This is a genomic window from Pseudonocardia sediminis (assembly GCF_004217185.1).
GTDB lineage: Bacteria > Actinomycetota > Actinomycetes > Mycobacteriales > Pseudonocardiaceae > Pseudonocardia > Pseudonocardia sediminis.
Genome location: NZ_SHKL01000001.1, coordinates 6,443,301 through 6,464,735, shown reverse-complemented (window position 1 = coordinate 6,464,735; position 21,435 = coordinate 6,443,301). Strand labels below are relative to the sequence as shown.

Here is a 21,435-nt window from a genome sequence, read left to right as displayed (position 1 = left end):
GGGCCGATCGCTAGCGCGCGTAGCCGGAGCCCTTACGACGGCGCTCGGCACGCCGGTGCTCTGCGGCCAGCGTACGCAGCACGCGGGTGCCGTCCGCGAAGGTCCGCAGGTTGGTCTCGCCGAACATGCGCTCGCGCTCGACCGACGGCACCTCGGTGATCTTCAGGCCGGCGGCGGCGACACGGCAGTTGAGCACCGTCTCGATCTCGAACCCGTCGCCCCAGATCATCGAGCCGTCCTCGGGCTGCGGGATCGCCGGGTCCGGGAGCTCCAGCTGCGGGACGAGGTCGGCCCAGAAGGCGTTGTACCCGTAGCAGAGGTCGGTGTAGGCGGTGCCGAAGAGGCGGTTCGCGACCCCGTTGAGACCGGCGTTGCCGGTCTTGCGCAACAGCGTGATGTCGTCGCTGCCGCCGCCCTTGCGGAACCGGCTGCCCTTGGCGAAGTCGGCGCCGGCGACCAGCGCGGACACGAACGCCGGGATCTCGCCCGGGTCGGCCGAGCCGTCGGCGTCGAACATGACGATGACGTCACCGGTGGCCGCGGTGAACCCGCAGGCCATGGCGTTGCCCTTGCCCTTGCGGGTCTGGGTGATGACCCGGGCCCACGGCAGGGTGCGACGCGCGGCGGCGACGGTGTTGTCGGTGGAGTTGCCGTCCACCACGATCACCTCGTGCACCGCGGGGCGGACCGCGGCGATCGCGGGGAGCACGATCTCCAGGTTCCGAGCCTCGTTGCGCGTCGGCACGATCACCGAGACGGCGGGGTTCGGGGTGCGCCGGGGTGCCGGGCGCGGCCGGGGGCGACGGAAGCCCTCGGGGGCCTCCGCCTCCGTCAAGGGGGTCGTCCGATGTGCGGACGTGCCCGGGAAGGGCGTCTGTGCCACACCGGTGCCGGTCGGCTGACTCGGACGCACAGGCGCGTTCGAGTCAGGCGTGACGGCCGGGCGGGCGGGCGTTACAGCGCTCACACTTCCTCCATACAGGTCCGCTCTGATGATCCAACGACGGAGTCACGGTCTGGTTGCGGTTTTCGTGTCGAAGTCTTGTGCGGACCCATACGTAGAGACGCCCGGGCCCCACGGGGGTTGCTCCGCTCCGGTGATTCATCTCGGTTCGATCACGCTCGTCCGTTCCGTGCCGTAGTCCTACGCATCCGCTACTGGGCCGGTCGTGGCGACACTCCCCCCATGACGACCTGCACCGATGACCCCGACGTGATCACCGGGCTCCGTGCCCGGATCTCCGATCTCGACGACCGGATCGCGGCGCTCGAGACCGTGACCGGTCTGCGTGAGCCCGGTCACCGCCGGGTCTACCGGCGCGCCGTCTCGGGGCTCCCGCAGCCGCGGACGGTCCCGGACCCGAGCGTCCTGGGCGGGCTGGTGGCCCGCTCGGAGCCGATGACCGGCCCGGTCCGGACCGCGCTGTCCGGCACCCGTCCTCCCCTGATCTCGGACTGGTCCCGGCTTCCGGTCTGGGCCGGGGCGGTCGTGACGGTCGGCGGCGTGGTGATGCTGCTGGCCCTCGCGGCGACGGCGGGCTGGCTCTCCCCGCTCGTCCGGGTGGCCTGCGGGGTGGTGCTCGGGGCGGCGCTGGTGGGCGCCGGCACCCGGGTGGCCCGCCGGTCGGCTCTGGGAACGGCGTCGGCCGCGCTGGCCGGGACCGGGGTCCTGGCGCTGTTCTGCAGCCTGGCCGCGGCGACCGCGCTCTACGCACTGCTGCCGGTGACGGCCGGGCTCGCCGGCTGCCTGCTGGCGGCCGCGGGCGGGATCGCGCTCGCCGGGAGGTGGCGGAGCCTGCCGCTCGCGCTCGGGGTGCTGGTCGCCGCCGAGATCGCGTTGCCGGTCGTCGGGGACGGTCCGGGCGCACTCGGACTGGGCCTCGCGCTGGTGCTGCAGGCGGCCGTCGGCGTCACGGCGCTGCGCCGGACCGACCGGGAGGAGTGGGCGGTGCTGAACCCGGTCGCCGCCCTGTCCACGGCCGTGCACGGCCTGCTCGCGGCCGTCGTCGCGCTGATCTCGTCGAACCCGGCCGACGACGTGGCGGTCGTCGCGGTGGCGGCGGTGGCATTGGCTCTCGGAACGGCCGTCGCCGCGCTCGCGGCGCTGCGTCCTCCGCCCGCGCCGCCCGTCCTGACCCTGCTCCTGGCGCCGCTGCCGCTGCTCGTCTCCGCGGCCGTCCTCGGCGGGACGCCCGGAGCCGCGGTCGCCGGTGCGGCCGGGCTCGCCCTGGCCGCCGCGCGGGTGCTCTACCGGGGGATCCGACTCGCCGCAGCGGCCGCCGCGGCGGTGCTGGTGATGACGGCGACGGCGCTTCTGCTCGACGGCGGGTCGCTCACCCTGGCCCTGCTCGTCGAGGCCCTGGCGCTGGTGACGGTCGCGGGCGTGCTGCGGATGCGCACCGTCCTGACGGCCGGGACGGCCTTCGCGGTGCCCGGGGTCCTGCTGTGCCTCGCGACGCTGGCCGACCCGTCCGCACTGGCCGGCCCCCTTCCCTCCGCCGCGCTCTCCGGCGGGCTCGGTGCGGCTCCGGCCGGGGCCGCGCTGCTGGTCCTGGTCGCGGCCGGGGCGCTCGTCGCGGTGCGCCGGGCGGGACTCGTCGGCGCGGACGGCCGTCCGGTGGCGGCGTGGCTGCCCGCGGCGGTCGTCGGGCTCTACGGGGCGTCGTGGCTGGTCGTCGCCGGGACGCAGCTCGTGCTGCCCGGCGCGGCCGGGTTCCTGACCGGGCACGTCCTGGTCACGGTGGGGATCACGGTGCTGGGGCTGGTCGTGCTCGCCCGGGGTGTGGCCCGGCCGTCGGCGGGCGGGGCCGGCTTCGTGCTCATCGCCGCCGCTCTCGGCAAGCTGGTCCTGTTCGACCTGCCGGCCCTCGACGGTCTCGGTCGGGTCGCGGCGTTCATCGGCGCCGGTCTGCTGCTTCTCGCGGTGGGCGGGCGGTACGCGAACCGCGTGGCCGCCGCCCGGGCCGCGGCTCTCGACCCCGATGGCGACCCCGACGGCGACCCCGCTGGCGATCCCGACTCCGTCCTCGACGACGGGAGCGGCTCCGGGACCGCTCGGATCACCGGCGAGCCTGCCGGGGACGGGGCCTCCGAGGACCGGGTGACCGGCGACGGTGCCGAGCGTGCCGGGACCGTGGCGACGGGATCCGCGTCGTGAGCGCGCCCGCTGCCCTGCCGGTCGATCCCGCTCCTTCCGCGGTCCACCGCTCGTCACCCTCGGAGATCACCGCGCCGGAGATCGCCGCGCCGGACCTGGTGCGGGAGGCGGCGTCGGCGCGGCTCCGCGAGCTCGTCGCGACCCGTCGTGGTCTCGCCGGAGGGCACCACGCCGACCTGCGTGCAGCGCTCGGCCTGGCCCGGCTGACCTGCTCCGCCGGCCTCGCCGCGGACCTCGACGACCTCACCCGCCGGGCCGACGACCGGGCCTGCACCCGCGCCTCCGACCGCGCCGAGGCGTCGCCGTGGCTCGATGCCGAGCTGGACGAGGTCCGGCGCCGGGCCGCGGAGCGCGTCGACGCCACCGTGGGCCCGGCCGTCCGGCGGGTCGCCGCCCGCGTCTGCCCCGGCGCCACGCCGATGCCGCTGCCCGGCGCCGACGCGTCCGGTCCCGACCCCGGGGCGCGCCGGCTCGACACCGTGACGCCGACGCTCGCGGAGGCCTGGCCCGCACACGGCCGACGGGATGCGGTCCAGGAACCGGGGTCCGGACCATGGTCGGACCCACGCCTGCTCACCGGTCTGGCCGGACTCCCGGTGCTCGCCGCCGGCGGTCTCGGCTGGTCGACCGCCCTGACCGTCGCCGGGGTCCTGCTCCTGCTCGGAACCCTGGCGTCCACGCGGTCCGCCTCCACGGCCCGTGCGCGCCGGCGGGCGGAGACCGCGCGGGCGGTGGCGGCCGCCGGTGTCGAGGCCGAGCGTGAGCTGGCCCGCCGGCTGATCGAGGTGGAACGGGGCGTCGGTGCCGCGCTCGACCGGGCGGTCGCCGACCGGCGCGCCCTGCTCGACGCCGAGATCGCGGAGGTGCGCGGTGCGCTTCGCTGACTGGACCGGCTGGCCGCCCGAAGCCGGACCCGTCGACGTGGGCGGGCTGCCCGGACGGGTGCCGGTCGGTGCCCTCGACGTCGACGCGGACGGCGACGGCACGCCGGACACCGTCGTCGTCGCGTCCGGTGACGCGTTCACCCTGTTCACCGACCTGGACGGCGACATGCTGGCCGACCAGGAGGTCCGTCTCGGCGAGCCACGGCCGGACCCACCGGCCGACGACGACCCGTGGTGGGACGCCCTCGGCGACCTGGTCGACGCCGCGCTCGGGCGCTGACGACCGGTCAGCGGTGGAGGACGGTCACTCCCCCGACGGGGACTGGGCCTGACCCTCTCCGGGGCCGCTGCCGCCGCGCCGGATCCGTCCGGGGGCACGGCCCTGGCGCTGCTCGGCGAGGCTCTGGTCGATCGCGTCGGACAGCGCGGCCTGGCGCCGGCGCTCCCGGACGCGCAGCAGCACCAGCATCGAGACGCCGTAGGCGATGCCGACGATCAGCAGGACCACGCCGGTCTTGAACACGATCGCCTGCAGTCCCGACGTGCCGCTCGGGATGTCGACGATCGAGATCATCGCCAGCACGCCGAGCGTGAGCAGGTGGAACAGCAGGACCAGGAGACGGTTCAGCGAGCGCGCGGTGTCCTTGTTCTGGAAGACCTCCTCCAGGAACGGCTCACCGCTGCGGTAGAGGATCTGTCCGACACCGACGGTGATCACGATCCCGACGATGATCAGAGCGATGTATCCGCCCGTACCGACCACGCGGCTGCCTCCCCTGTTTGCCGACGTCGCGGACCCTACCGGGTGTGATCGGGCGCTGCCGCCCTGCGAACGGGCGTTTCGTCCCGTCAGGACCGAACGTGTCAGGCCGCGGCGGTGAGCAGGGAGCGGAGCTTGGCCCGTAGCTCCTCCACCGAGACGTCCCCGGTCAGCGGGGCGCCGGTGAGGGTGCGCAGGTAGAGCCCGTCGCCGACGAGCTGCACCAGCCACGCCAGCACCGGGTCGGTGATCTCCTCGCGCAGGGCGGCGAGCCCGTCGGCGTCCACCCGGGCGAGCACCTCGCGCGCGGCGGTCCCGCTGGCGTCGGCGATGCGCAGCGTCGCGAGGTAGGTGCGGGTCAGGCCGGCCGGTGAGACCGCGCCCGGCACCGACGTCTGCAGGTAGTAGGCCACCGGCCCGTCCGGGTCGGAGCGCATCAGCTCGGCGTCGCGCTCGCTGCGCTCGCGCAGGCGTTCCAGCAGGCCGCCGGCCAGCGCGTCCTTGGACCCGAAGTGGTAGAGCAGCCCGCCCTTGGACACCTCGGCCGCTGTGGCCACCGCGTCCAGGGTCGCGCCGGAGGGCCCCTGCTCGAGCAGGAGCGACTCGTACGCGTCGAGGACGCGGTCGCGGGCACCGGCCATGGAGGAAGTCTAGGGGTGGTCGCTCTCACCCCGGGGAAGCGTGGCCGTTGACGCGCTGTTGACTGTACCGTCTGGACGGTATGAAAAGTACCGGCTGGACGGTACATAACCGTCAAGATCCCGTTGCGAACGCGAGAGAACACCCGATGTCCCTGTTGCACCCCCGTACGCCGGTGCGTCCGGCGCCGACCGGCCTGCGCGCCTGGCTCGCGCTGGCCGTCCTGACCCTGCCCACGTTGCTCGTCTCGATCGACAACACGGTGCTCGGCGTCGCCCTGCCGGCGATCAGCACCGCGCTGCGTCCCGACGCGACGACGCTGCTCTGGGTCGTCGACGTCTACCCGCTGGTGCTGGCCGGGCTGCTGGTCACGATGGGGACCCTGGGCGACCGGATCGGCCGCCGTCGGCTGCTGCTGGTCGGCGTGGCCGGCTTCGGAGTGGTCTCGCTCGCCGCGGCCTACGCCACCGACGCCGCCCAGCTCGTCGCGGCCCGGGCGCTGCTCGGGTTCTTCGGCGCGATGCTGATGCCCTCGACGCTGGCGCTGCTGCGCTCGGTGTTCACCGACCGCGCCCGTCGGCGGACCGCGCTGGCTGTGTGGGCCACCGGCTTCGCGGCCGGAGCCGCGCTCGGCCCGATCGTCGGCGGGGTGCTGCTGGAGCACTTCTGGTGGGGCTCGGTGTTCGTGGTGAACGTGCCGGTGATGGTGCTGCTGCTCGTCGCGGGACGGGCGCTGCTGCCGGAGTCCCGTGAGGCCGCGGCCGACCGGCTCGACCTCGTCGGCGCGCTGTTGTCGCTGCTCACGATGGTGCCGCTGGTGCTGGCGGTGAAGCTGATCGGCTCCGACGGTGTGACGCCGGCGGCCGGGCTGTCGCTGCTGGCCGGTCTCGCCGCGGGATGGGCGTTCGTCGCCCGTGCCCGTGCGCAGGTCCGCGCCGGACGCCGTCCGCTGATCGACATCGACCTGTTCGCCGCTCCGGTGCTGCGCTACAGCGCGCTGGCCAACGCGACGACGATGTTCGGCCTGACCGGTCTGCTGTTCTTCTCCGCGCAGTACCTGCAGCTCGTGCTCGGCCGCTCTCCGCTGCAGGCCGGGTTGCTGCTCCTGCCGGGGTTCGTCGCGACCGTGCTGGCCGGGCTCGGTGCCGCACGGCTGGCCCGGCGGGTGCCGCTGCACGTCCTGGTCGCGATCGGTCTGACGCTCGTGCTGGCCGGCTACGTCGCCTGCCTGTGGCTGCGGGTGGACTCGGCGGTGGTGCTGCTGGTCGCCGCCGCGGTGCTGATCGGGACCGGGATCGGGCTGTCGGAGACGGTCACCAACGACGCGATCCTCGCCGCGGCCCCGCCGGAGCGGGCCGGTGCCGCGTCCGCGGTGTCCGAGACCGCCTACGAGATCGGCGCGGTGTTCGGGACGGCGGTGCTCGGCGGGGTGCTGAGCGCGGTCTACCGGACGGCGGTCGCCGTACCGGACGGTGCGCCGTCCGACGCCCGGGAGACCCTCGGCGGTGCGGTCGACGCCGCGTCCGGCCTTCCCGCCGAGTCGGGCGCGGCCCTGCTGGCCTCGGCCCGCGACGCGTTCTCCCTCGGGGTGGACGTCGCCGCCGGGACGGGTGCGGTCGTGCTGGCCACGGTCCTTCTCCTCGCCGGCCTCGGCCTGCGCCGTGCCCACCGTTCCTCGACCCCGCCACCGGTCGCGGTCCCGTCCCGGGCGCGCGACGAGCGTGACGCTCGTTCCGCCCCACAGGACGAACGCCACGGTCGTCCGGCCCTCCGACCGGACGAGCGTGACGGTCGTGGCGTCCGGCCGGAGGAGCGTGGGACCCCCCACGACCCCGACGACCGGATCACCGTCGCCGCCGGGTCCCGCACCCGCTCCGACTGAACGAGCGTGACGGTCGTGGCGGAAGACGCAACGACCGTCACGCTCGTCGCAGCCGGCGGCGCCTCACCACCCCACCCCGGCTGCGCGAGCGGAGCTCTCGTCCACCCGGCTCGCACGAGCGGAGCTCTCGTCCAAGGGGAGGGTGGCGCGGCCCGGCGACGGGGAGGCGCCGTTGGTCGCTCACCGTGAGATGTCGTCACCTGAGCGTGATCTCGGTGGGCGACCGTCCGGCTGCCGGACGGTGCGCGTCCGGCGACGCGGCGGCGCGTCCGGGCGCGATCGGCACGGACGGGGGTCGCCCGTGTAGTTCACTGTCGGCGTCCGCTGCGGATCCCCTGCCCGACAGGGCCCGCATCCCCGGCAGAGGTGTCAGGAGCAGACGTGCCCCACGAGATGGTCAGCGCGTACACGCTGGTGATCGGCGAGGACGCCGACTCGCCGTCGGTGACGGTGCACACCACGGCCGACGACGCCTGGTCCGCACTGGACCGGGAGATCCGCGACCGGTGCGGCATGCGGGCCCGCCCGCGGCGCGCCGTCGACTCCGACAACGCCTCCCGCCTCGCCGACGCCTGGCGCGCGGCCGACCCCGAGAGCCGCTACTGGCAGGTCACCGCCCACCGGCTGCCGATCATGCTCCCGGAGCTCGCACGACCCCGGGCCGTCGCCGCACGGTGACCCGATCGGGCTTACGTCTTTGCGAGCCCGAATAGCGTTTTCCAAAGCCGTCGATAAGTATTCTTCCGTTGCACGACGGCGTCGTCCCGCCGTCCGGGTCCTTTATTCGACATCCGGTGCCGCGAATGCCGGGTGCTGTTCACCACTCCTGCGCCGACCTGGGGTTGCGCTGGCGTTTCAGGCTCGTCACCGGCGTCCTCCGGCACCCTTCTGAATCGATTTACATGATCGGTGTTGTGAGTGAATTGACAACCAGCCCGGTGGGACGAGCCGGATTCCGCCGGTAACCTCGGCTCCCATCTTTCCCGTCACTTCCCGCATTGCGATGCGGGTCGACGAATCATTCCCGGAGGCGGGCCGGGGCCGGCGAGGAGACAGGACGACATGACTGCAGCGACCGTTCCGGGGACCGACCACACGCCGACCACCAACCAGGGCGTGGTGTCCTGGGTGCAGGAGATCGCTGAGCTGGCCACCCCGGACCGCGTCGTGTGGTGCGACGGGTCCGACGAGGAGTGGACGCGGCTCACCGACCAGCTCGTCGAAGCCGGCACGATCACCCGGCTCGACCCGTCGAAGAAGCCCAACTCGTTCTACGCCGCGTCCGACGCCGGTGACGTCGCCCGCGTCGAGGAGCGCACGTTCATCTGCACCGAGACCGAGCGTGGTGCCGGGCCGACCAACAACTGGGTCGCCCCGGCCGAGATGAAGCAGACGATGACCGAGCTCTACCGCGGCAGCATGCGCGGCCGGACGCTCTACGTCGTCCCGTTCTGCATGGGCCCGACCGACGCCGAGGACCCGATGCTGGGCGTCGAGATCACCGACTCCGAGTACGTCGTGATCTCGATGAAGATCATGACCCGGATGGGCTCGCACGTGCTGCCGCTGCTGGACAAGGCCGGCGACCGCTGGGTGAAGGCACTGCACTCGATCGGCGCCCCGCTCGAGCCGGGCCAGGCCGACGTCGCGTGGCCGCACAACGAGAACAAGTACATCAGCCACTTCCCGGAGACCCGCGAGATCTGGAGCTACGGCTCCGGCTACGGCGGCAACGCCCTGCTCGGCAAGAAGTGCTACGCGCTGCGGATCGCCTCGGCGATCGCCCACGACGAGGGCTGGCTCGCCGAGCACATGCTGATCCTCAAGCTGATCAGCCCGGAGGAGAAGGCCTACTACGTCGCGGCCGCGTTCCCGTCGGCCTGCGGCAAGACGAACCTGGCGATGCTGCAGCCGACCATCCCGGGCTGGCGTGCCGAGACCGTCGGCGACGACATCGCCTGGATGCGCTTCGGCTCCGACGGCCGGCTCTACGCCGTCAACCCCGAGTTCGGCTTCTTCGGCGTCGCGCCGGGCACGAACTGGAACACCAACCCGAACGCGATGCGCACCATCGACAAGGGCAACGCCCTGTTCACCAACGTCGCGCTCACCGACGACGGCGACGTCTGGTGGGAGGGCCTCGAGGGCGACCCGCAGCACCTGACGTCCTGGAAGGGCGAGGACTGGACGCCGGACGCCGGGATCGACGCCGCGCACCCGAACTCGCGCTACACGGTGCCGATCGACCAGTGCCCGGTCGTGGCCCCCGAGTGGCAGGACCCGAACGGCGTGCCGATCTCGGCGATCCTGTTCGGCGGCCGCCGCAAGACGACGGTCCCGCTGGTCACCGAGGCCCGCAGCTGGCAGCACGGCACGTTCATGGGCGCCACCATGTCCTCGGAGAAGACCGCCGCCGCCACCGGCGGGCTCGGCCAGGTCCGCCGCGACCCGATGGCGATGCTGCCGTTCCTCGGCTACAACGTCGGCGACTACTTCGCGCACTGGGTGAACGTGGGCAAGGGCGCCGACGCGGACAAGCTGCCGAAGATCTTCTACGTCAACTGGTTCCGCAAGGGCGACGACGGCCAGATGCTGTGGCCCGGCTTCGGCGAGAACAGCCGCGTCCTCAAGTGGTGCATCGAGCGGATGGAGGGCAAGGCCGCCGCCGTCGACACCGCGATCGGCTACGTGCCCACCCCCGACCAGATGGACCTCGAGGGCCTCGACGCGAACGCCGACGACATCGCCGCGGCGCTGAACGTCGACGTCGACGAGTGGAAGGCCGAGATCCCGCTGATCGAGGAGTGGTTCGCCAAGATCGGCGAGGACAACCTCCCGTCCTCGATCCGCGACGAGTTCGAGGCCCTGAAGCAGCGCCTGGGCGCCTAGCACGAGCGGGCCGGACGACACCGGTCCCGATCACCGGCCCGTCACCCCACGTGGGTGGCGGGCCGGTGCCGTGTCCGGACCGCAACCCGTCCGGGCGCCACGGAACGGTGACAAGGCTCGTTGCGCGACCTAACCTCCCTGCGGGACCGACGCCACCGCCGGCGTCGGCTGCACGATGGGGGTCGCGCCGTGGTCACAACCGAGAAGCCGAGAGAACCCGACGGCCCGGCGCCGAGCCGCCGTCGACGGGACCCGAAGCAGATCGCGATCTGGACCGCGGTCGCGCTTTTCGGAGCGTTGGCCTGGGGGATCGTCGCGATCTCCCGCGGCGAGGACGTCTCCGCGGCCTGGCTGGTGTTCGCCGCCGTCGCCTCGTACGCGATCGCCTACCGCTTCTACTCGCGCTTCATCGCCTACAAGGCGCTGCGCGTCGACGACACCCGGGCGACCCCGGCCGAGCGCGTCAACGACGGGCAGGACTACCAGCCCACCGACCGCCGCGTGCTGTTCGGGCACCACTTCGCCGCGATCGCCGGAGCCGGGCCCCTGGTCGGGCCGGTGTTGGCCGCGCAGCTGGGCTACCTGCCCGGCACGCTGTGGATCATCCTCGGCGTCATCTTCGCCGGGGCCGTGCAGGACATGGTCACGCTGTTCTTCTCCACCCGCCGCGGCGGGCGCAGCCTGGGCCAGATGGCCCGCGAGGAGATCGGGCCGATCGGCGGCATCGCCGCGATGATCGCCGTGCTGGCGATCATGATCATCCTGCTGGCGGTGCTCGCGCTCGTCATCGTGCAGGCGCTCTCGGACTCGCCGTGGGGCACGTTCTCGCTGGCCATGACGATCCCGATCGCGCTGTTCATGGGCTTCTACCTGCGGTACATGCGGCCGGGGAAGATCCTCGAGGTCTCCACGATCGGCGTCGTGCTGCTGCTGCTGGCCATCGTGTCCGGTGGCTGGGTGCAGGAGTCCGGCCTGGCCGAGACGTTCACGCTGTCCGGCAACCAGCTCACGCTCGCCCTGGTGATCTACGGCTTCGTCGCCTCGGTGCTGCCGGTCTGGATGCTGCTCGCGCCGCGCGACTACCTGTCGAGCTTCATGAAGATCGGCGTGGTGGTGCTGCTGGCCGTGTCGATCCTGGTCGCGTGGCCGTCGCTGCAGCTGCCGGCGTTCACCCAGTTCGCGTCCAACGGCGCGGGCCCGGTGACGGCCGGGTCGCTGTTCCCGTTCGTGTTCATCACGATCGCCTGCGGTGCGCTGTCCGGCTTCCACGCCCTGGTCGCCTCCGGAACGACGCCGAAGCTGATCCAGAAGGAGTCCCAGGTCCGGGTGATCGGCTACGGGGCGATGCTCACCGAGTCGTTCGTGGCGATCATGGCCCTGGTCGCGGCCTGCATCATCGACCCCGGGCTCTACTTCGCGATGAACATGCCGGCGACGGTGCTCGGCCCGACGCTGGAGTCGGCCTCGGCGGCGGTGTCGAACATCGGCTTCCAGATCACCCCCGCCGAGCTGGCCGCGGCGGCGCAGGCCGTCGAGGAGCAGACGCTCGTCGGACGCACCGGCGGCGCGCCGACGCTGGCCGTGGGCCTGTCGAACATCCTCTCCGAGGTCTTCGGCGGGGACGCGCTGCGGGCGTTCTGGTACCACTTCGCGATCATGTTCGAGGCGCTGTTCATCCTGACCACGGTGGACGCCGGCACCCGCGTCGGTCGCTTCATGCTGCAGGACACGGTCGGCCTCGTCTGGCCGCGCTACAAGGACACGTCGTGGAAGCCGGCCGCGTGGAGCGCGAGTGCGGTGATCGTCGGCCTGTGGGGCTACCTGCTCTACTCCGGCGTCAACGACCCCCTCGGCGGGATCAACCAGCTGTTCCCGCTGTTCGGGATCGCGAACCAGCTGCTCGCCGCCGTCGCGCTGGCCGTCTGCACCACTCTGATGATCAAGTCCGGACGGGCGAAGTACGCCTGGATCACGCTCGTGCCGCTGGCCTTCGACGCCGTCGTGACGCTCACGGCGAGCTTCCAGAAGATCTTCTCGGGCAACCCCAAGCTGGGTTTCTGGGCGCAGCGCACGCAGTACCAGGACGCACTCGACGCCGGGAAGACGAGCCTCGGCTCGGCCAAGACGGTCGAGGCCATGGAGCGGGTGGTGTTCAACTCGACGGTGACCACCGCCCTGACGGCGCTGTTCGCGGTGCTGATCCTGATCGTGCTGGCGGACTCGGTCCGGGTGTGGGTCGCAGCCCTGCAGGGCCGGACGCTGTCGAGCGGCTCCGAGGACGCGTTCGTGCGCTCGGAGATCTGGGCGCCGTCTGGTCTGGTGCCCACCCGCGAGGAGCGCGAGCACGCCCGTGAGCTCGCCGGGACCGGGACGGGACGGAGCGGGACGTGAGCGTGCGGGAGCGGCTCTCGTCGGCCTGGCAGCTGGTGCGGGAGATGGCAGGCGAGCGCGACTACGAGAACTACCTGGCGCACCAGGCCGCGCACCACCCCGGGGAGCCGGTCCGGAGCGAGCGGGAGTTCTGGCGCGAGCGCACCGATCGGCAGGACCGGAACCCCACCGCACGGTGCTGCTGAGGTGGGTCGGGTGGTGTTTTCACTCGATCGGACCAGGCAAGAGCGCAGAGTGATGACTCTGCGGCGTGCCGTACGGCCGGCCGGGTGGCGTCGATTCCGGATCGTCGCAGATCATCGGGATCGTGTTGTGGGACAGGTAGCCTCGGCGCGGGACTCACGTTCCGGTGCGCCGGGGTTCAGGATCGTCCCCACGGTGCTCCGATCGGACGCTCCGTCGTCGCGGTGTGTGACGGCGGACGGCCGGACAACTCCCCGTCGTGCCCCCGCGACGGAACACCGGACGATCCCCGGCGATACATGCCGTGAGCGTCGTCCCGTGTACGACGGCGCAGCGGAGGTGTGACGAAGGTGCTCGATGTACGGGTGTCCGACGGTCTGGACCAGGAGTCGCTCGTCGCGTTCACCGACCGGCTCGCCGCCACCGGCCGAGCCGGTGCGGCGTTGCGGGCGGCACGCACACGGATCGCCGAGGACGTGCGGGCCGGGCGGATCCCCGCCGGTCTGCGCCGCCTCGCGCTGTCGCTGAACACGCCGCTGCCCCCGCGCCCGCGCCGCTCGGACGACGAGCCGGAGACACCGGCCTCGGTCGTCGCCGAGGAGGGACTGGTCGTGCTGTCCGGCGCGTCCGACGACGAGCTCGTCGAGGCGCTGGGGGCACTGCTCGGGCGCGGGATGCGGGTCGTCGTCACGGCGGCGGACCCCGGTGTCCCGCGCGCCCTGCGCGGACGGCTGCCCGCGGCGCTGGCCGCATACGCCGTCGAGGAGCTGCCCTCGCTCGACCCGGCGGAGCTGCGTCGTCTGCGACGCCTGCTCGCCACGTCGACGCCGGACCGGCGGATCCGGGGACGTCAGGAGCTGCCCGCGGCCGACGTCCTCCCGGCCCGCGAGGACATCGCCGGGTGCTGCGCGCGCGCGGCACGCACCGTCGACGGAGCCGACGCCGAGGAGGCCCGCGTCCTGCCGTCGCTGCTGCGCGACCTCGACGCCGAGCGCCGCGCCGCGGTCACCGCCGTCGGACGGTGCGTGGGACGCACGGTCGGCGGGCTGAACGCCTCCCCGCACGTGGGCTGGCTGCGCCCGGCGGTCTACCAGCTGGTGCACAACGTGCACCGCGCCGAGTACGAGCAGCTGCAGAGCCTCGCCGCGCAGCAGCGCGACGGCCTCGAGCGGTTCTCCGGCGGACCCGAGGTCGTCGAGACGGGCCCGGTCCCGGACGACGCCGTCGTGGTCGTCCGGGAGTACCTCTACTTCCTGACCGAGGGCGGGCGCAGCCGCAGCTACTTCCGCCCGGCCGCGCAGCGGGAGGCCCAGCCGGTGCTGAGCCGCTTCCGGGTCGGCGGCGCGGTGCCGCAGTCGGCGCAGGACGTCGGGGCGGTCGCGTTCCACCTGGACCTGGCCGGGCGCCACCACGAGATCGAGCGGCTCTGCCAGGTGCTCGCGATCCCCACCCCGCACGGCCCGAACGACCTCCGCGAGCTGATCGACGCCCTCGACGTCGGCGCCGCCGCGGCCCGGTCGGTTGGGGCACTGCGTCACGACGTGCTGTTCCTGCAGCAGGGCTCGCCGGTCGTGGTCCCGGACCTGACCGCGGCCGAGCGGGTCGCCCGCGCGATCGTCGACTACGACGAGCACGGCGACCCGGCCGAGGCCGCCGACGAGCTCGACCGCCAGGCCGACGAGCTGGCCGTCGTCGTGCCGGCGCGGGCGATGGCGCCCGAGCACGAGCGCGCGGTCGCGGCGCTGCGGGCACACGACGCCGACGCCTACGGCGAGGCCCTCGACGAGCTGGAGGCCGCCCGTCGCGACGCCGCCGACCAGCATGCGTGCGACGAGCTGCTGGCCCGCCTGCGCACCGACGCGCCCGCGCTCTCGGACGCCTGGGCCGCGGCGAGCGGGGCCCGCGGGGGCGGTTACGGGCTGCTCTGCTTCGCCGGCTCGGACACGCTGCTCTCCGCCCTGCCGGCGGCGGACAGCGCCGACCTGGTCGTCGTCCTCGGGGCCGGGGCGCTCTCGGCGGACGCGCTGCTGCTGACCGCCGTCGCGCCGCGGATGGTCGCGGTCGTCGGCGAGGAGCGGCGGGCGACGTCCGGGACCACCCTGCTCGAGGTGCTCAACCAGGCCTCGGCACGGTTCCTGCGGGGACGCACCGGTGTTGTTCAGGAGGCCACGGCCGACGACGCGGACCCGGTCGCGATCCCGGCGCAGAACAGCGCTCGCGGCGAGGACTGACCGACGCGCTCGGGACGTCCGGCTCAGCCGGGGCCGACCGAGCGGATGGCGCCCTCGATCCGCTCCAGCAGGACGAACGGGTCGTCGGCGCAGGGCTCCTGGCGTTCCCACCGCGACTCCGGCTCGCGCCCCGGGAGGAACAGCGACCAGCGCCCCGGTTCCGGGGTGTCCACCCGGAGCTGGGCCAGCGCCGTCGACGACCACGCCGCCCCCAGCTCGGGGAACGTGGGCGGGCGCCGGTCCAGGATCGTGATGGTGGAGCCGGTCGTGGTGTAGCCGATCCGCCGTCGTCCCTGCTCGTGGTCGCCGACCAGGTCGGAGCACCAGGTCGCGAGCCGGGTCCGGACCTCTTCGGGAACGCTCATGGGCGAACATCGTCCACGATCGCGAGGTCTCCGGGAAGAGCGGGACCGACTACCGTCTCCGGGTATGGGTGAGCAGCACGAGGTGAGCCGGTTCGGGCACGTGGAGGCGGCGGATCTGCCGCCCGACCTGGCCGAGCGGATCACCGCCATCGCGGAGAAGTCGGGCTTCGTCCCGAACGTGTTCCGGGCGCTGGGCCGGCGCCCCCGCGAGCTGCGGGCGTTCCTGGACTACCACGACGCGCTGATGGACTCGAACGACGGACTGAGCAAGGCCGAGCGCGAGCTGGTCGTCGTGGCGACGTCCGGGGCGAACCACTGCACGTACTGCGTGGTGGCGCACGGGGCGATCCTGCGGGTCCGGACGAAGGACGCCGAGATCGCGGACAAGGTGGCGACCAACCCGTACGGCGTGGAGCTCTCGCCGCGCGAGCGGGCGATCGTCGACCTCGCCCTGCTGATCGCCACCGACTCGGCCGCGCTGACCGAGTCCGAGATCGACGACGCCCGGATCGCGGGCCTGTCCGAGGACGAGATCTGGGACGTCGGCGCGATCACCGCGCTGTTCGCGATGTCCAACCGCCTGGCCCACCTGACGGCCCTGCGCCCGAACCCGGAGTTCTACCTGATGGGCCGCCTGCCCCGCTGATCCCGCCACCCGTGGAGCGTCCGTGCGGTGCCGCGGCACGGACGCTCCGCGAGTGCGGCGGGAGCGGTGTCACCGGGCGTCGCCGGCGGCGTCGATCGAGAAGTTCACCTCTCCGCCGTCGACCTGGGTGACGGTGGTGACGACGTCCATCGACTCCCCGTCCGAGGTGATCGTGCAGGGCGCGGTGGCGCCGGCGCTGGGCTGCAGGTCCCCGTTGCAGGTGGCGGTCTGGACCTCGACGCCGACCTGGTCGGTGACGATGGCGTCGACCTTCTTCGCCAGCACCGCGCTCGGGATGGCGCGGGCCTGCGTGACGACGTCGAACTTCGCGGTGTCGCCCTCGACCGCGCTGACCGTCGCCACCGCCCCGACCGGCTGGCCGTCGGAGGTGAACTCGCAGGTGATCGTGCGGCCGATCTTGGCGGGGAGGTCCTCGGCGCAGAGCACGGTGCCGCCGTCGATCGGGACGCCCTTGGCGGTGAACTGGGTCGCGATCGTGGAGGCGACGTCGGCCCGCGGGACCTGGGACGTGCAGGCGGAGGTGGACAGGACGAGCGCACCGGCGGCGCCGGCGGCCAGGGCGAGACGGGCGATGCGGACGGTGGCGGACATGGTTTCTCCTCGATGTCGTGTCCGCCGTTCCGGTTCCTGGTGAACCGGTCGGTGTCTCGGACGAGAGGAAGACTCGCCCGCACCGCTGGCAATCGGCTTGCAGGCCGGACCGGCCGCACTTGCAGGGGTCCGGCGACCGGTTGCAAGTGCTCAGGCGGTGCGGCCCTCGGAACGCTCGACGACCTGCAGGTCCGCACCCAGCCCGGCCAGCACCTCGGCGACGGTGTCGCGCCCGCCGGCCACCCCGGCCGAGAACGCCGTCGCGTACCGCTCGGCGGACAGCGCGGCGCGGACCAGCCTGACGTTGCGCTCGGAGTCGGCCGGGTCCATCTGCTCGGGCCGGAAACCGACATCGCCGCCGATCGCGCTGACGGCGCCGAGCAGCCGGGCTCCCGCCTCGCCTTTCCCGGCCGCGCCCAGCGCGCCGCCCAGGACGTGTACCGCGACCAGCCAGGACGTCACGTCCGGCTGGGCGCCGAAGGCCCGGACGACGGCGGTGGCCTCGCCGAGGGCCTGCGCGACCTCCCCGCGGTCGAGCCGGGTCTTGACCCGGATCCAGGCCGAGGAGCCCTCGGCGAAGCCGTGCCCGGCCACGCGCGCGACGGCGATGGAGGCGTCGAGCAGCTCGATCGCGGTGTCGCTCGCCCCGCCGAGCCGGGCGATGATGCCCAGCGTCATCAGCGACTCGGCCTCCCCCGGCCCGTCGCCGAGGGACCGTGCGGTCTCCAGGGCGCGTTGCGCCAGCGCGGGTGCGGCGGCGGGGTCGTGGGCTCCGGCGAGGTTGGCCTGGAACGCCAGGCCGCGGGTGACCTTGGTGGGTTCGCGGGTCGCGTCCATCCCGGCCAGTCCGGCGGCGATCGACGCGGCCGCATCCTCGCCGTCGCCGGCCAGGTACTGCAGCGGCCCGGCCGCGAAGTGGGCGAGCCCGACGGCCTCGGGGTCGGCGTCCGGCCCGGCGGCGGCCAGCGCCGCGCTCGCCCAGCCGATCCCCTCGGCGATCCGGCCGGTGCGGTACCAGTACCAGCCCATCGCCCCGGACAGGCGCAGCGCGGTGTCGGTGTCGCCGTCGGCGAGCGCGGTCTCGAACGCCAGCCGGACGTTGGCCTGCTCGGTGCGGACCCGCCCGAACCAGGTGACCGCGTCCGGGCCGAGCCAGTTCCGGTCGGCCTCGGTCACCAGGTCGCGGACCCACGTCCGGTGCCGGGCCCTCGTGTCGGCGCGTTCGGCGTTGGTCTGTATCCGGGCGCCGTAGCTGCGCAACGTCTCCAGCAGGAGGTGGCGGCGCGGCCCGGACGCGGTGAGGTCGACCGTCACCAGCGACTTCGCGACGAGCACGGCCAGCCCGTCCGCGGTGGCGACCGGGGAGCCGCCGGAGACGGCCGTGACCGCGGCGGCGTCGAAACCGCCGGCGAACGCGCTGAGCAGGGCGAACAGCCGTCGACGGTCGGGGTCGAGCTCGTCGACGGAGAGCGACAGCGAGGCCTCCAGGCTGCGGTGGCGGTCCGGTGCCGTCCGCGGGCCGCCGACGAGGAGCGCGAACCGGTCGTCGAGACCGGCGGCGATCTCGGAGACCGACATCGACCGGCTGCGCGCGGCGGCGAGCTCGATCGCCAGCGGGAGCCCGTCGAGCTCGCGGCAGATCGCGGTGACGTGGGCCAGCTCATCGTCGGTCGGGGCCCAGCGGGGCGCCACCGCGCGCGCCCGGTCGACGAACAGCTGGGCCGGGTCGGACGTGCCGGTCAGCGGCCCGAGCTCGAAGAGCTGCTCGCCGGGCACGTCGAGGGGCTCGCGGCTGGTGGCCAGCACCCGCACCCCCGGGCAGTGCGGCAGCACCGCGGTGAGCAGGTCGGCGACAGCGCCGGCCACGTGCTCGCAGTTGTCCAGGACGACGAGCACCGAGGCCTCGCGCAGGATCGCGGCGAGCATCTCGGCGTTCTGTGCGGTGACGACGCCGAGCGCCTCGGCGACGGTGACGGCCAGCAGCGACGGCTCGGTGAGTCCGGCCAGCTCCACCAGCCACGGGCCGTTCTGCTCGGCGCCGGGGTCCGGGCGGGCCGCGTCGATCGCCAGCCGGGTCTTGCCGACCCCGCCGGGCCCGACGACCGTGACGAGCCGGTTGCGGCCCAGCTCCGCCCGCAGGGCGTCCAGCTCGGCCTCGCGGCCCACCAGCGGGGTGAGCGGCACCGGCAGGTTCGACGGCGGTCGCTGTGCAGCCGGGACCGACGCCGCCGGCGCGGGTTCGGCGTGCGCCAGCGACGGGTCCTGGTCGAGGACCGCGCGTTCGAGCTGCTGCAGGGACGGGCCCGGGTCGACGCCCAGCTCGTCGAGCAGCACGGTGCGCGCGGCCCGGAGCGCGGCGAGCGCGTCGGCCTGTCGGCCGCACCGGTAGAGCGCCCGGGCGCGCAGCTCCCAGCCGCGCTCACGCAGCGGGTGCTCGGCGGTCAGCGACTCCAGCCCGGGCAGCAGCGCGGCGTCCTCGCCGACGGCCAGCCCGGCCGCGGCCCGGTCCTCGCGCGCCGCCGTGTGCAGTTCGGTCAGCCCGGCGACGTCGGCCTGGACGAACGCGCGGTCGGACAGGTCGCCGTAGGGCGTGCCGGCCCACGACGACAACGCCTCGTCCAGCGCCGCGACGGCCTCGTGCGGCCGGCCGGAGCGCAGGGCCTCGGCGCCGCGGGCGACCAGCTCGCCGAAGCGCCACGCGTCCACCGCCACCGCCGGGGCCAGCGCGTAGCCGGCCGGGGTGCGGGTCAGGACGGTGGCCTCGCCGCGCGCGGAACGCCCCGGCTCCAGCTCGCCGCGCAGGCGGGCGACGTAGGTGTGCAGCGACTGCCGCGCCGCGGGCGGTGGATCGCCGTCCCACGCGGCCTCGATCAGGCCGTCCTCGCTGGTCGGACGCCCTCGGGCGACGACGAGTGCGGCCAGCACCGACCGGGCCCGCGGGCCGCCGAGCTTGAGCTCCGACCCGCCGCGGGTGGCCCGGACGCCACCGAGCACCTCGATCCGCAGCGCGGCCGGCCCGGGCTCCTCGTCGGTGTGCGCCACCTCACCCCCGTGGATCACGCCCGTGATCGTAAGTGATCGGCGGCGCGTCCGGAACGGGTGAACCGAGGCGGTTCACGCCGGTCAGAGCACCGTCGCCACACCTCACCCGGCGATGCACGAAAGGAGCTCCCGTCCACCCTTGCCGCACGAACGGAGCTCTCGTGCAGGCCGGGGGGACGGTCAAGGAGTGGGGGCGCGCAGGACCCGGGACAGGAACTCCCGGGTGCGGGGTTCCTTCGGGTTTCCGATCACGTCCTCCGGGGGTCCGATCTCGGTGATCACGCCCTGGTCGACGAACAGGACGCGGTCGGCGATCTCGCGGGCGAACTGGATCTCGTGGGTGACCACGAGCATCGTCATGCCCTCGGCGGCCAGGCCGCGCATGACGTCCAGGACGTCGCCCACCAGCTCCGGGTCGAGAGCCGACGTCGGCTCGTCGAACAGCATCACCGCGGGCTGCATCGACAGCGACCGCGCGATGGCGACCCGCTGCTGCTGCCCGCCGGAGAGCTGGGCCGGGTTCGCCGACTCGCGGTCGGCGAGACCGACCCGGGCCAGGTTCTCCCGCGCGATCCGCTCCGCCTCCTCCTGGGAGCGGCCGAGCGCGCGGCGCTGCGCGATCGTCAGGTTGCCCAGCACGTTCAGGTTCGCGAACAGGTTGAACTGCTGGAACACCATGCCGATCCCGCGGCGGGCGGCGTCGATGTCGACGTCCGGGTCGGTCATCTCGTGCCCGGAGACGACGATCGACCCGCTGGTCGGGGTCTCCAGCAGGTTCACGCACCGCAGCAGCGTCGACTTCCCGGAGCCCGACGCGCCGATGATGCAGAGCACCTCGCCGCGCTCGACCTCCAGGTCGATGCCCTTCAGGACCTCCGTCGAGCCGAAGGACTTGTGCAGCCCCGTGATGCGGATGACGGGCCCGCGGTCGGTCGCGGCGCTCATACCTCGGCCCCCTGCGGGTTGCCGGCACTGCCGTAGCGCCGTTCGAGCCGCCGGGCCAGGTAGGACAGCGGGATGGTGATGATCAGGTAGCAGAGCCCGACGACCAGCAGCGGGGTGAGGCTGCGGACCTGGTTCAGCGCGGCCCGGCCGAACTGGGCGAGCTCCTGCTGGGCCAGCGTCGAGCCGAGCAGGAACGCCAGCGACGAGTCCTTCGTCAGCAGGATCAGCTCGTTGGTCAGCGGCGGCAGCACGATCCGGAACGCCTGCGGGATCACGATGAACACCATCGTCCGGGCCGGCGACATGCCCAGCGAGCGGGCCGCCTCGACCTGGCCGGACGGGACGGCCTGGATGCCGGCCCGGATCGTCTCGCAGATGTAGGCCGACCCGGCGATGCCCAGCGCGATCGTGATCGCCACCGTGCGGTCGAGCAGCGTCCCGAACGCCAGCGGGATGCCGAACCCGATCGCGATCACGACGAGCAGCGCCGGGAGCCCGCGGAAGAACTCGACGTAGGCCGCGGCGAGCCAGCGGTACGGGCGCACCGACGACAGCCGCATCAGGGCCAGGACCAGGCCCAGCGCCAGCGCGAGCAGGAACCCGAGGGCGGTGAAGACGATCGTGTTCTTCAGGGCGACGACGATGACGTCCGGGAACAGGCTCCGGGCGACCTCGAGGTCGAAGAACGCCGTGCGGATGGTCGCCCAGTCCGCGGTGAACGCGACGACCAGGACGACCGCGACGGCGATCGCGTACTGGACGCCGCGGAACACCCGCGCACGACGACGGGGGGAGAGTGCCATGGGGGA

General features: G+C 73.6%; 18 protein-coding genes. 10 read left to right on the top strand and 8 right to left on the bottom strand.

The features are described from left to right. Positions 1–10 precede the first annotated feature (10 nt). Positions 11–835: a glycosyltransferase family 2 protein gene (locus EV383_RS30275; protein WP_242623378.1), complete on the bottom strand. Its 825-nt coding sequence runs from the start codon at positions 833–835 to the stop codon at positions 11–13. Positions 836–1,186: 351 nt separating this feature from the next. On the opposite strand from EV383_RS30275, the gene EV383_RS30270 reads away from it, so the two are divergent. From EV383_RS30270 to EV383_RS30260, 3 genes are read left to right on the top strand one after another with little or no spacing between them, the layout of a single operon-like run. Further along, positions 1,187–3,157, top strand: coding sequence for a DUF2339 domain-containing protein (locus EV383_RS30270; protein ID WP_165438551.1), 1,971 nt, complete (start codon positions 1,187–1,189; stop codon positions 3,155–3,157). Then, positions 3,154–4,041 carry a hypothetical protein gene (locus tag EV383_RS30265; RefSeq protein ID WP_130293551.1) on the top strand — a complete coding sequence of 296 codons (888 nt, stop codon included), beginning with the start codon at positions 3,154–3,156 and terminating at the stop codon, positions 4,039–4,041. Before EV383_RS30270 ends, EV383_RS30265 begins: the two co-directional genes overlap by 4 nt. After that, positions 4,028–4,321, top strand: a complete 294-nt coding sequence (locus tag EV383_RS30260; RefSeq protein WP_130293549.1) for a hypothetical protein — start codon at positions 4,028–4,030, stop codon at positions 4,319–4,321. The genes EV383_RS30265 and EV383_RS30260 overlap by 14 nt, the downstream gene beginning before the upstream one ends. A 24-nt stretch (positions 4,322–4,345) precedes the next feature. Here EV383_RS30260 and EV383_RS30255 read toward each other — a convergent pair whose 3' ends face one another. After that, entirely contained in the window at positions 4,346–4,804 is a 459-nt protein-coding gene (locus EV383_RS30255; protein ID WP_130293547.1) for a hypothetical protein, read from the bottom strand. A gap of 101 nt (positions 4,805–4,905) precedes the next feature. Continuing rightward, positions 4,906–5,442 (bottom strand): TetR/AcrR family transcriptional regulator, encoded by a 537-nt coding sequence (locus tag EV383_RS30250; RefSeq protein ID WP_130293545.1) that lies wholly within the window; start codon positions 5,440–5,442, stop codon positions 4,906–4,908. Positions 5,443–5,588: 146 nt separating this feature from the next. Here EV383_RS30250 and EV383_RS30245 point away from each other — a divergent pair, with 146 nt between their 5' ends. The 6 genes from EV383_RS30245 (at position 5,589) to EV383_RS30220 (ending at position 15,016) form a co-directional block, all read left to right on the top strand. Then, entirely contained in the window at positions 5,589–7,322 is a 1,734-nt protein-coding gene (locus tag EV383_RS30245) for an MFS transporter (protein WP_130293543.1), read from the top strand. A gap of 381 nt (positions 7,323–7,703) precedes the next feature. Further along, a complete protein-coding gene (locus tag EV383_RS30240) occupies positions 7,704–8,000 on the top strand; it encodes a hypothetical protein (protein ID WP_130293541.1) in 297 nt (98 codons plus the stop codon). 384 nt (positions 8,001–8,384) lie between these two features. After that, positions 8,385–10,211: a phosphoenolpyruvate carboxykinase (GTP) gene (locus EV383_RS30235; protein ID WP_130293539.1), complete on the top strand. Its 1,827-nt coding sequence runs from the start codon at positions 8,385–8,387 to the stop codon at positions 10,209–10,211. Between the two features lie 189 nt (positions 10,212–10,400). Further along, positions 10,401–12,602 (top strand): carbon starvation CstA family protein, encoded by a 2,202-nt coding sequence (locus EV383_RS30230; protein ID WP_207223713.1) that lies wholly within the window; start codon positions 10,401–10,403, stop codon positions 12,600–12,602. Continuing rightward, a complete protein-coding gene (locus tag EV383_RS30225; protein ID WP_242623377.1) occupies positions 12,599–12,787 on the top strand; it encodes a YbdD/YjiX family protein in 189 nt (62 codons plus the stop codon). The genes EV383_RS30230 and EV383_RS30225 overlap by 4 nt, the downstream gene beginning before the upstream one ends. Positions 12,788–13,150: 363 nt before the next feature. Then, the gene (locus EV383_RS30220) at positions 13,151–15,016 is read left to right on the top strand and encodes a hypothetical protein (RefSeq protein ID WP_165438550.1); all 1,866 of its coding nucleotides are present in this window, start codon (positions 13,151–13,153) and stop codon (positions 15,014–15,016) included. A 23-nt stretch (positions 15,017–15,039) separates the two neighbouring features. Here EV383_RS30220 and EV383_RS30215 read toward each other — a convergent pair whose 3' ends face one another. Beyond that, complete coding sequence (locus tag EV383_RS30215) at positions 15,040–15,381, bottom strand: DUF3024 domain-containing protein (protein ID WP_130293535.1); 342 nt, start codon at positions 15,379–15,381, stop codon at positions 15,040–15,042. A gap of 64 nt (positions 15,382–15,445) precedes the next feature. On the opposite strand from EV383_RS30215, the gene EV383_RS30210 reads away from it, so the two are divergent. Next, positions 15,446–16,027: a peroxidase-related enzyme gene (locus EV383_RS30210; RefSeq protein WP_130293533.1), complete on the top strand. Its 582-nt coding sequence runs from the start codon at positions 15,446–15,448 to the stop codon at positions 16,025–16,027. 69 nt (positions 16,028–16,096) lie between these two features. Here EV383_RS30210 and EV383_RS30205 read toward each other — a convergent pair whose 3' ends face one another. The 4 genes from EV383_RS30205 to EV383_RS30190 all read right to left on the bottom strand — a co-directional run bounded on the left by EV383_RS30205 (position 16,097) and on the right by EV383_RS30190 (position 21,429). Continuing rightward, on the bottom strand, positions 16,097–16,639 hold the full coding sequence (locus EV383_RS30205; RefSeq protein WP_130293531.1) for a DUF4333 domain-containing protein: 543 nt from the start codon (positions 16,637–16,639) through the stop codon (positions 16,097–16,099). Positions 16,640–16,789: 150 nt separating this feature from the next. Then, positions 16,790–19,699, bottom strand: a complete 2,910-nt coding sequence (locus EV383_RS30200; RefSeq protein ID WP_130293529.1) for an AfsR/SARP family transcriptional regulator — start codon at positions 19,697–19,699, stop codon at positions 16,790–16,792. Between the two features lie 162 nt (positions 19,700–19,861). Continuing rightward, positions 19,862–20,626, bottom strand: a complete 765-nt coding sequence (locus EV383_RS30195; protein ID WP_130293526.1) for an amino acid ABC transporter ATP-binding protein — start codon at positions 20,624–20,626, stop codon at positions 19,862–19,864. Continuing rightward, positions 20,623–21,429: an amino acid ABC transporter permease gene (locus EV383_RS30190; protein ID WP_130293524.1), complete on the bottom strand. Its 807-nt coding sequence runs from the start codon at positions 21,427–21,429 to the stop codon at positions 20,623–20,625. Before EV383_RS30190 ends, EV383_RS30195 begins: the two co-directional genes overlap by 4 nt. Positions 21,430–21,435: the final 6 nt, after the last annotated feature.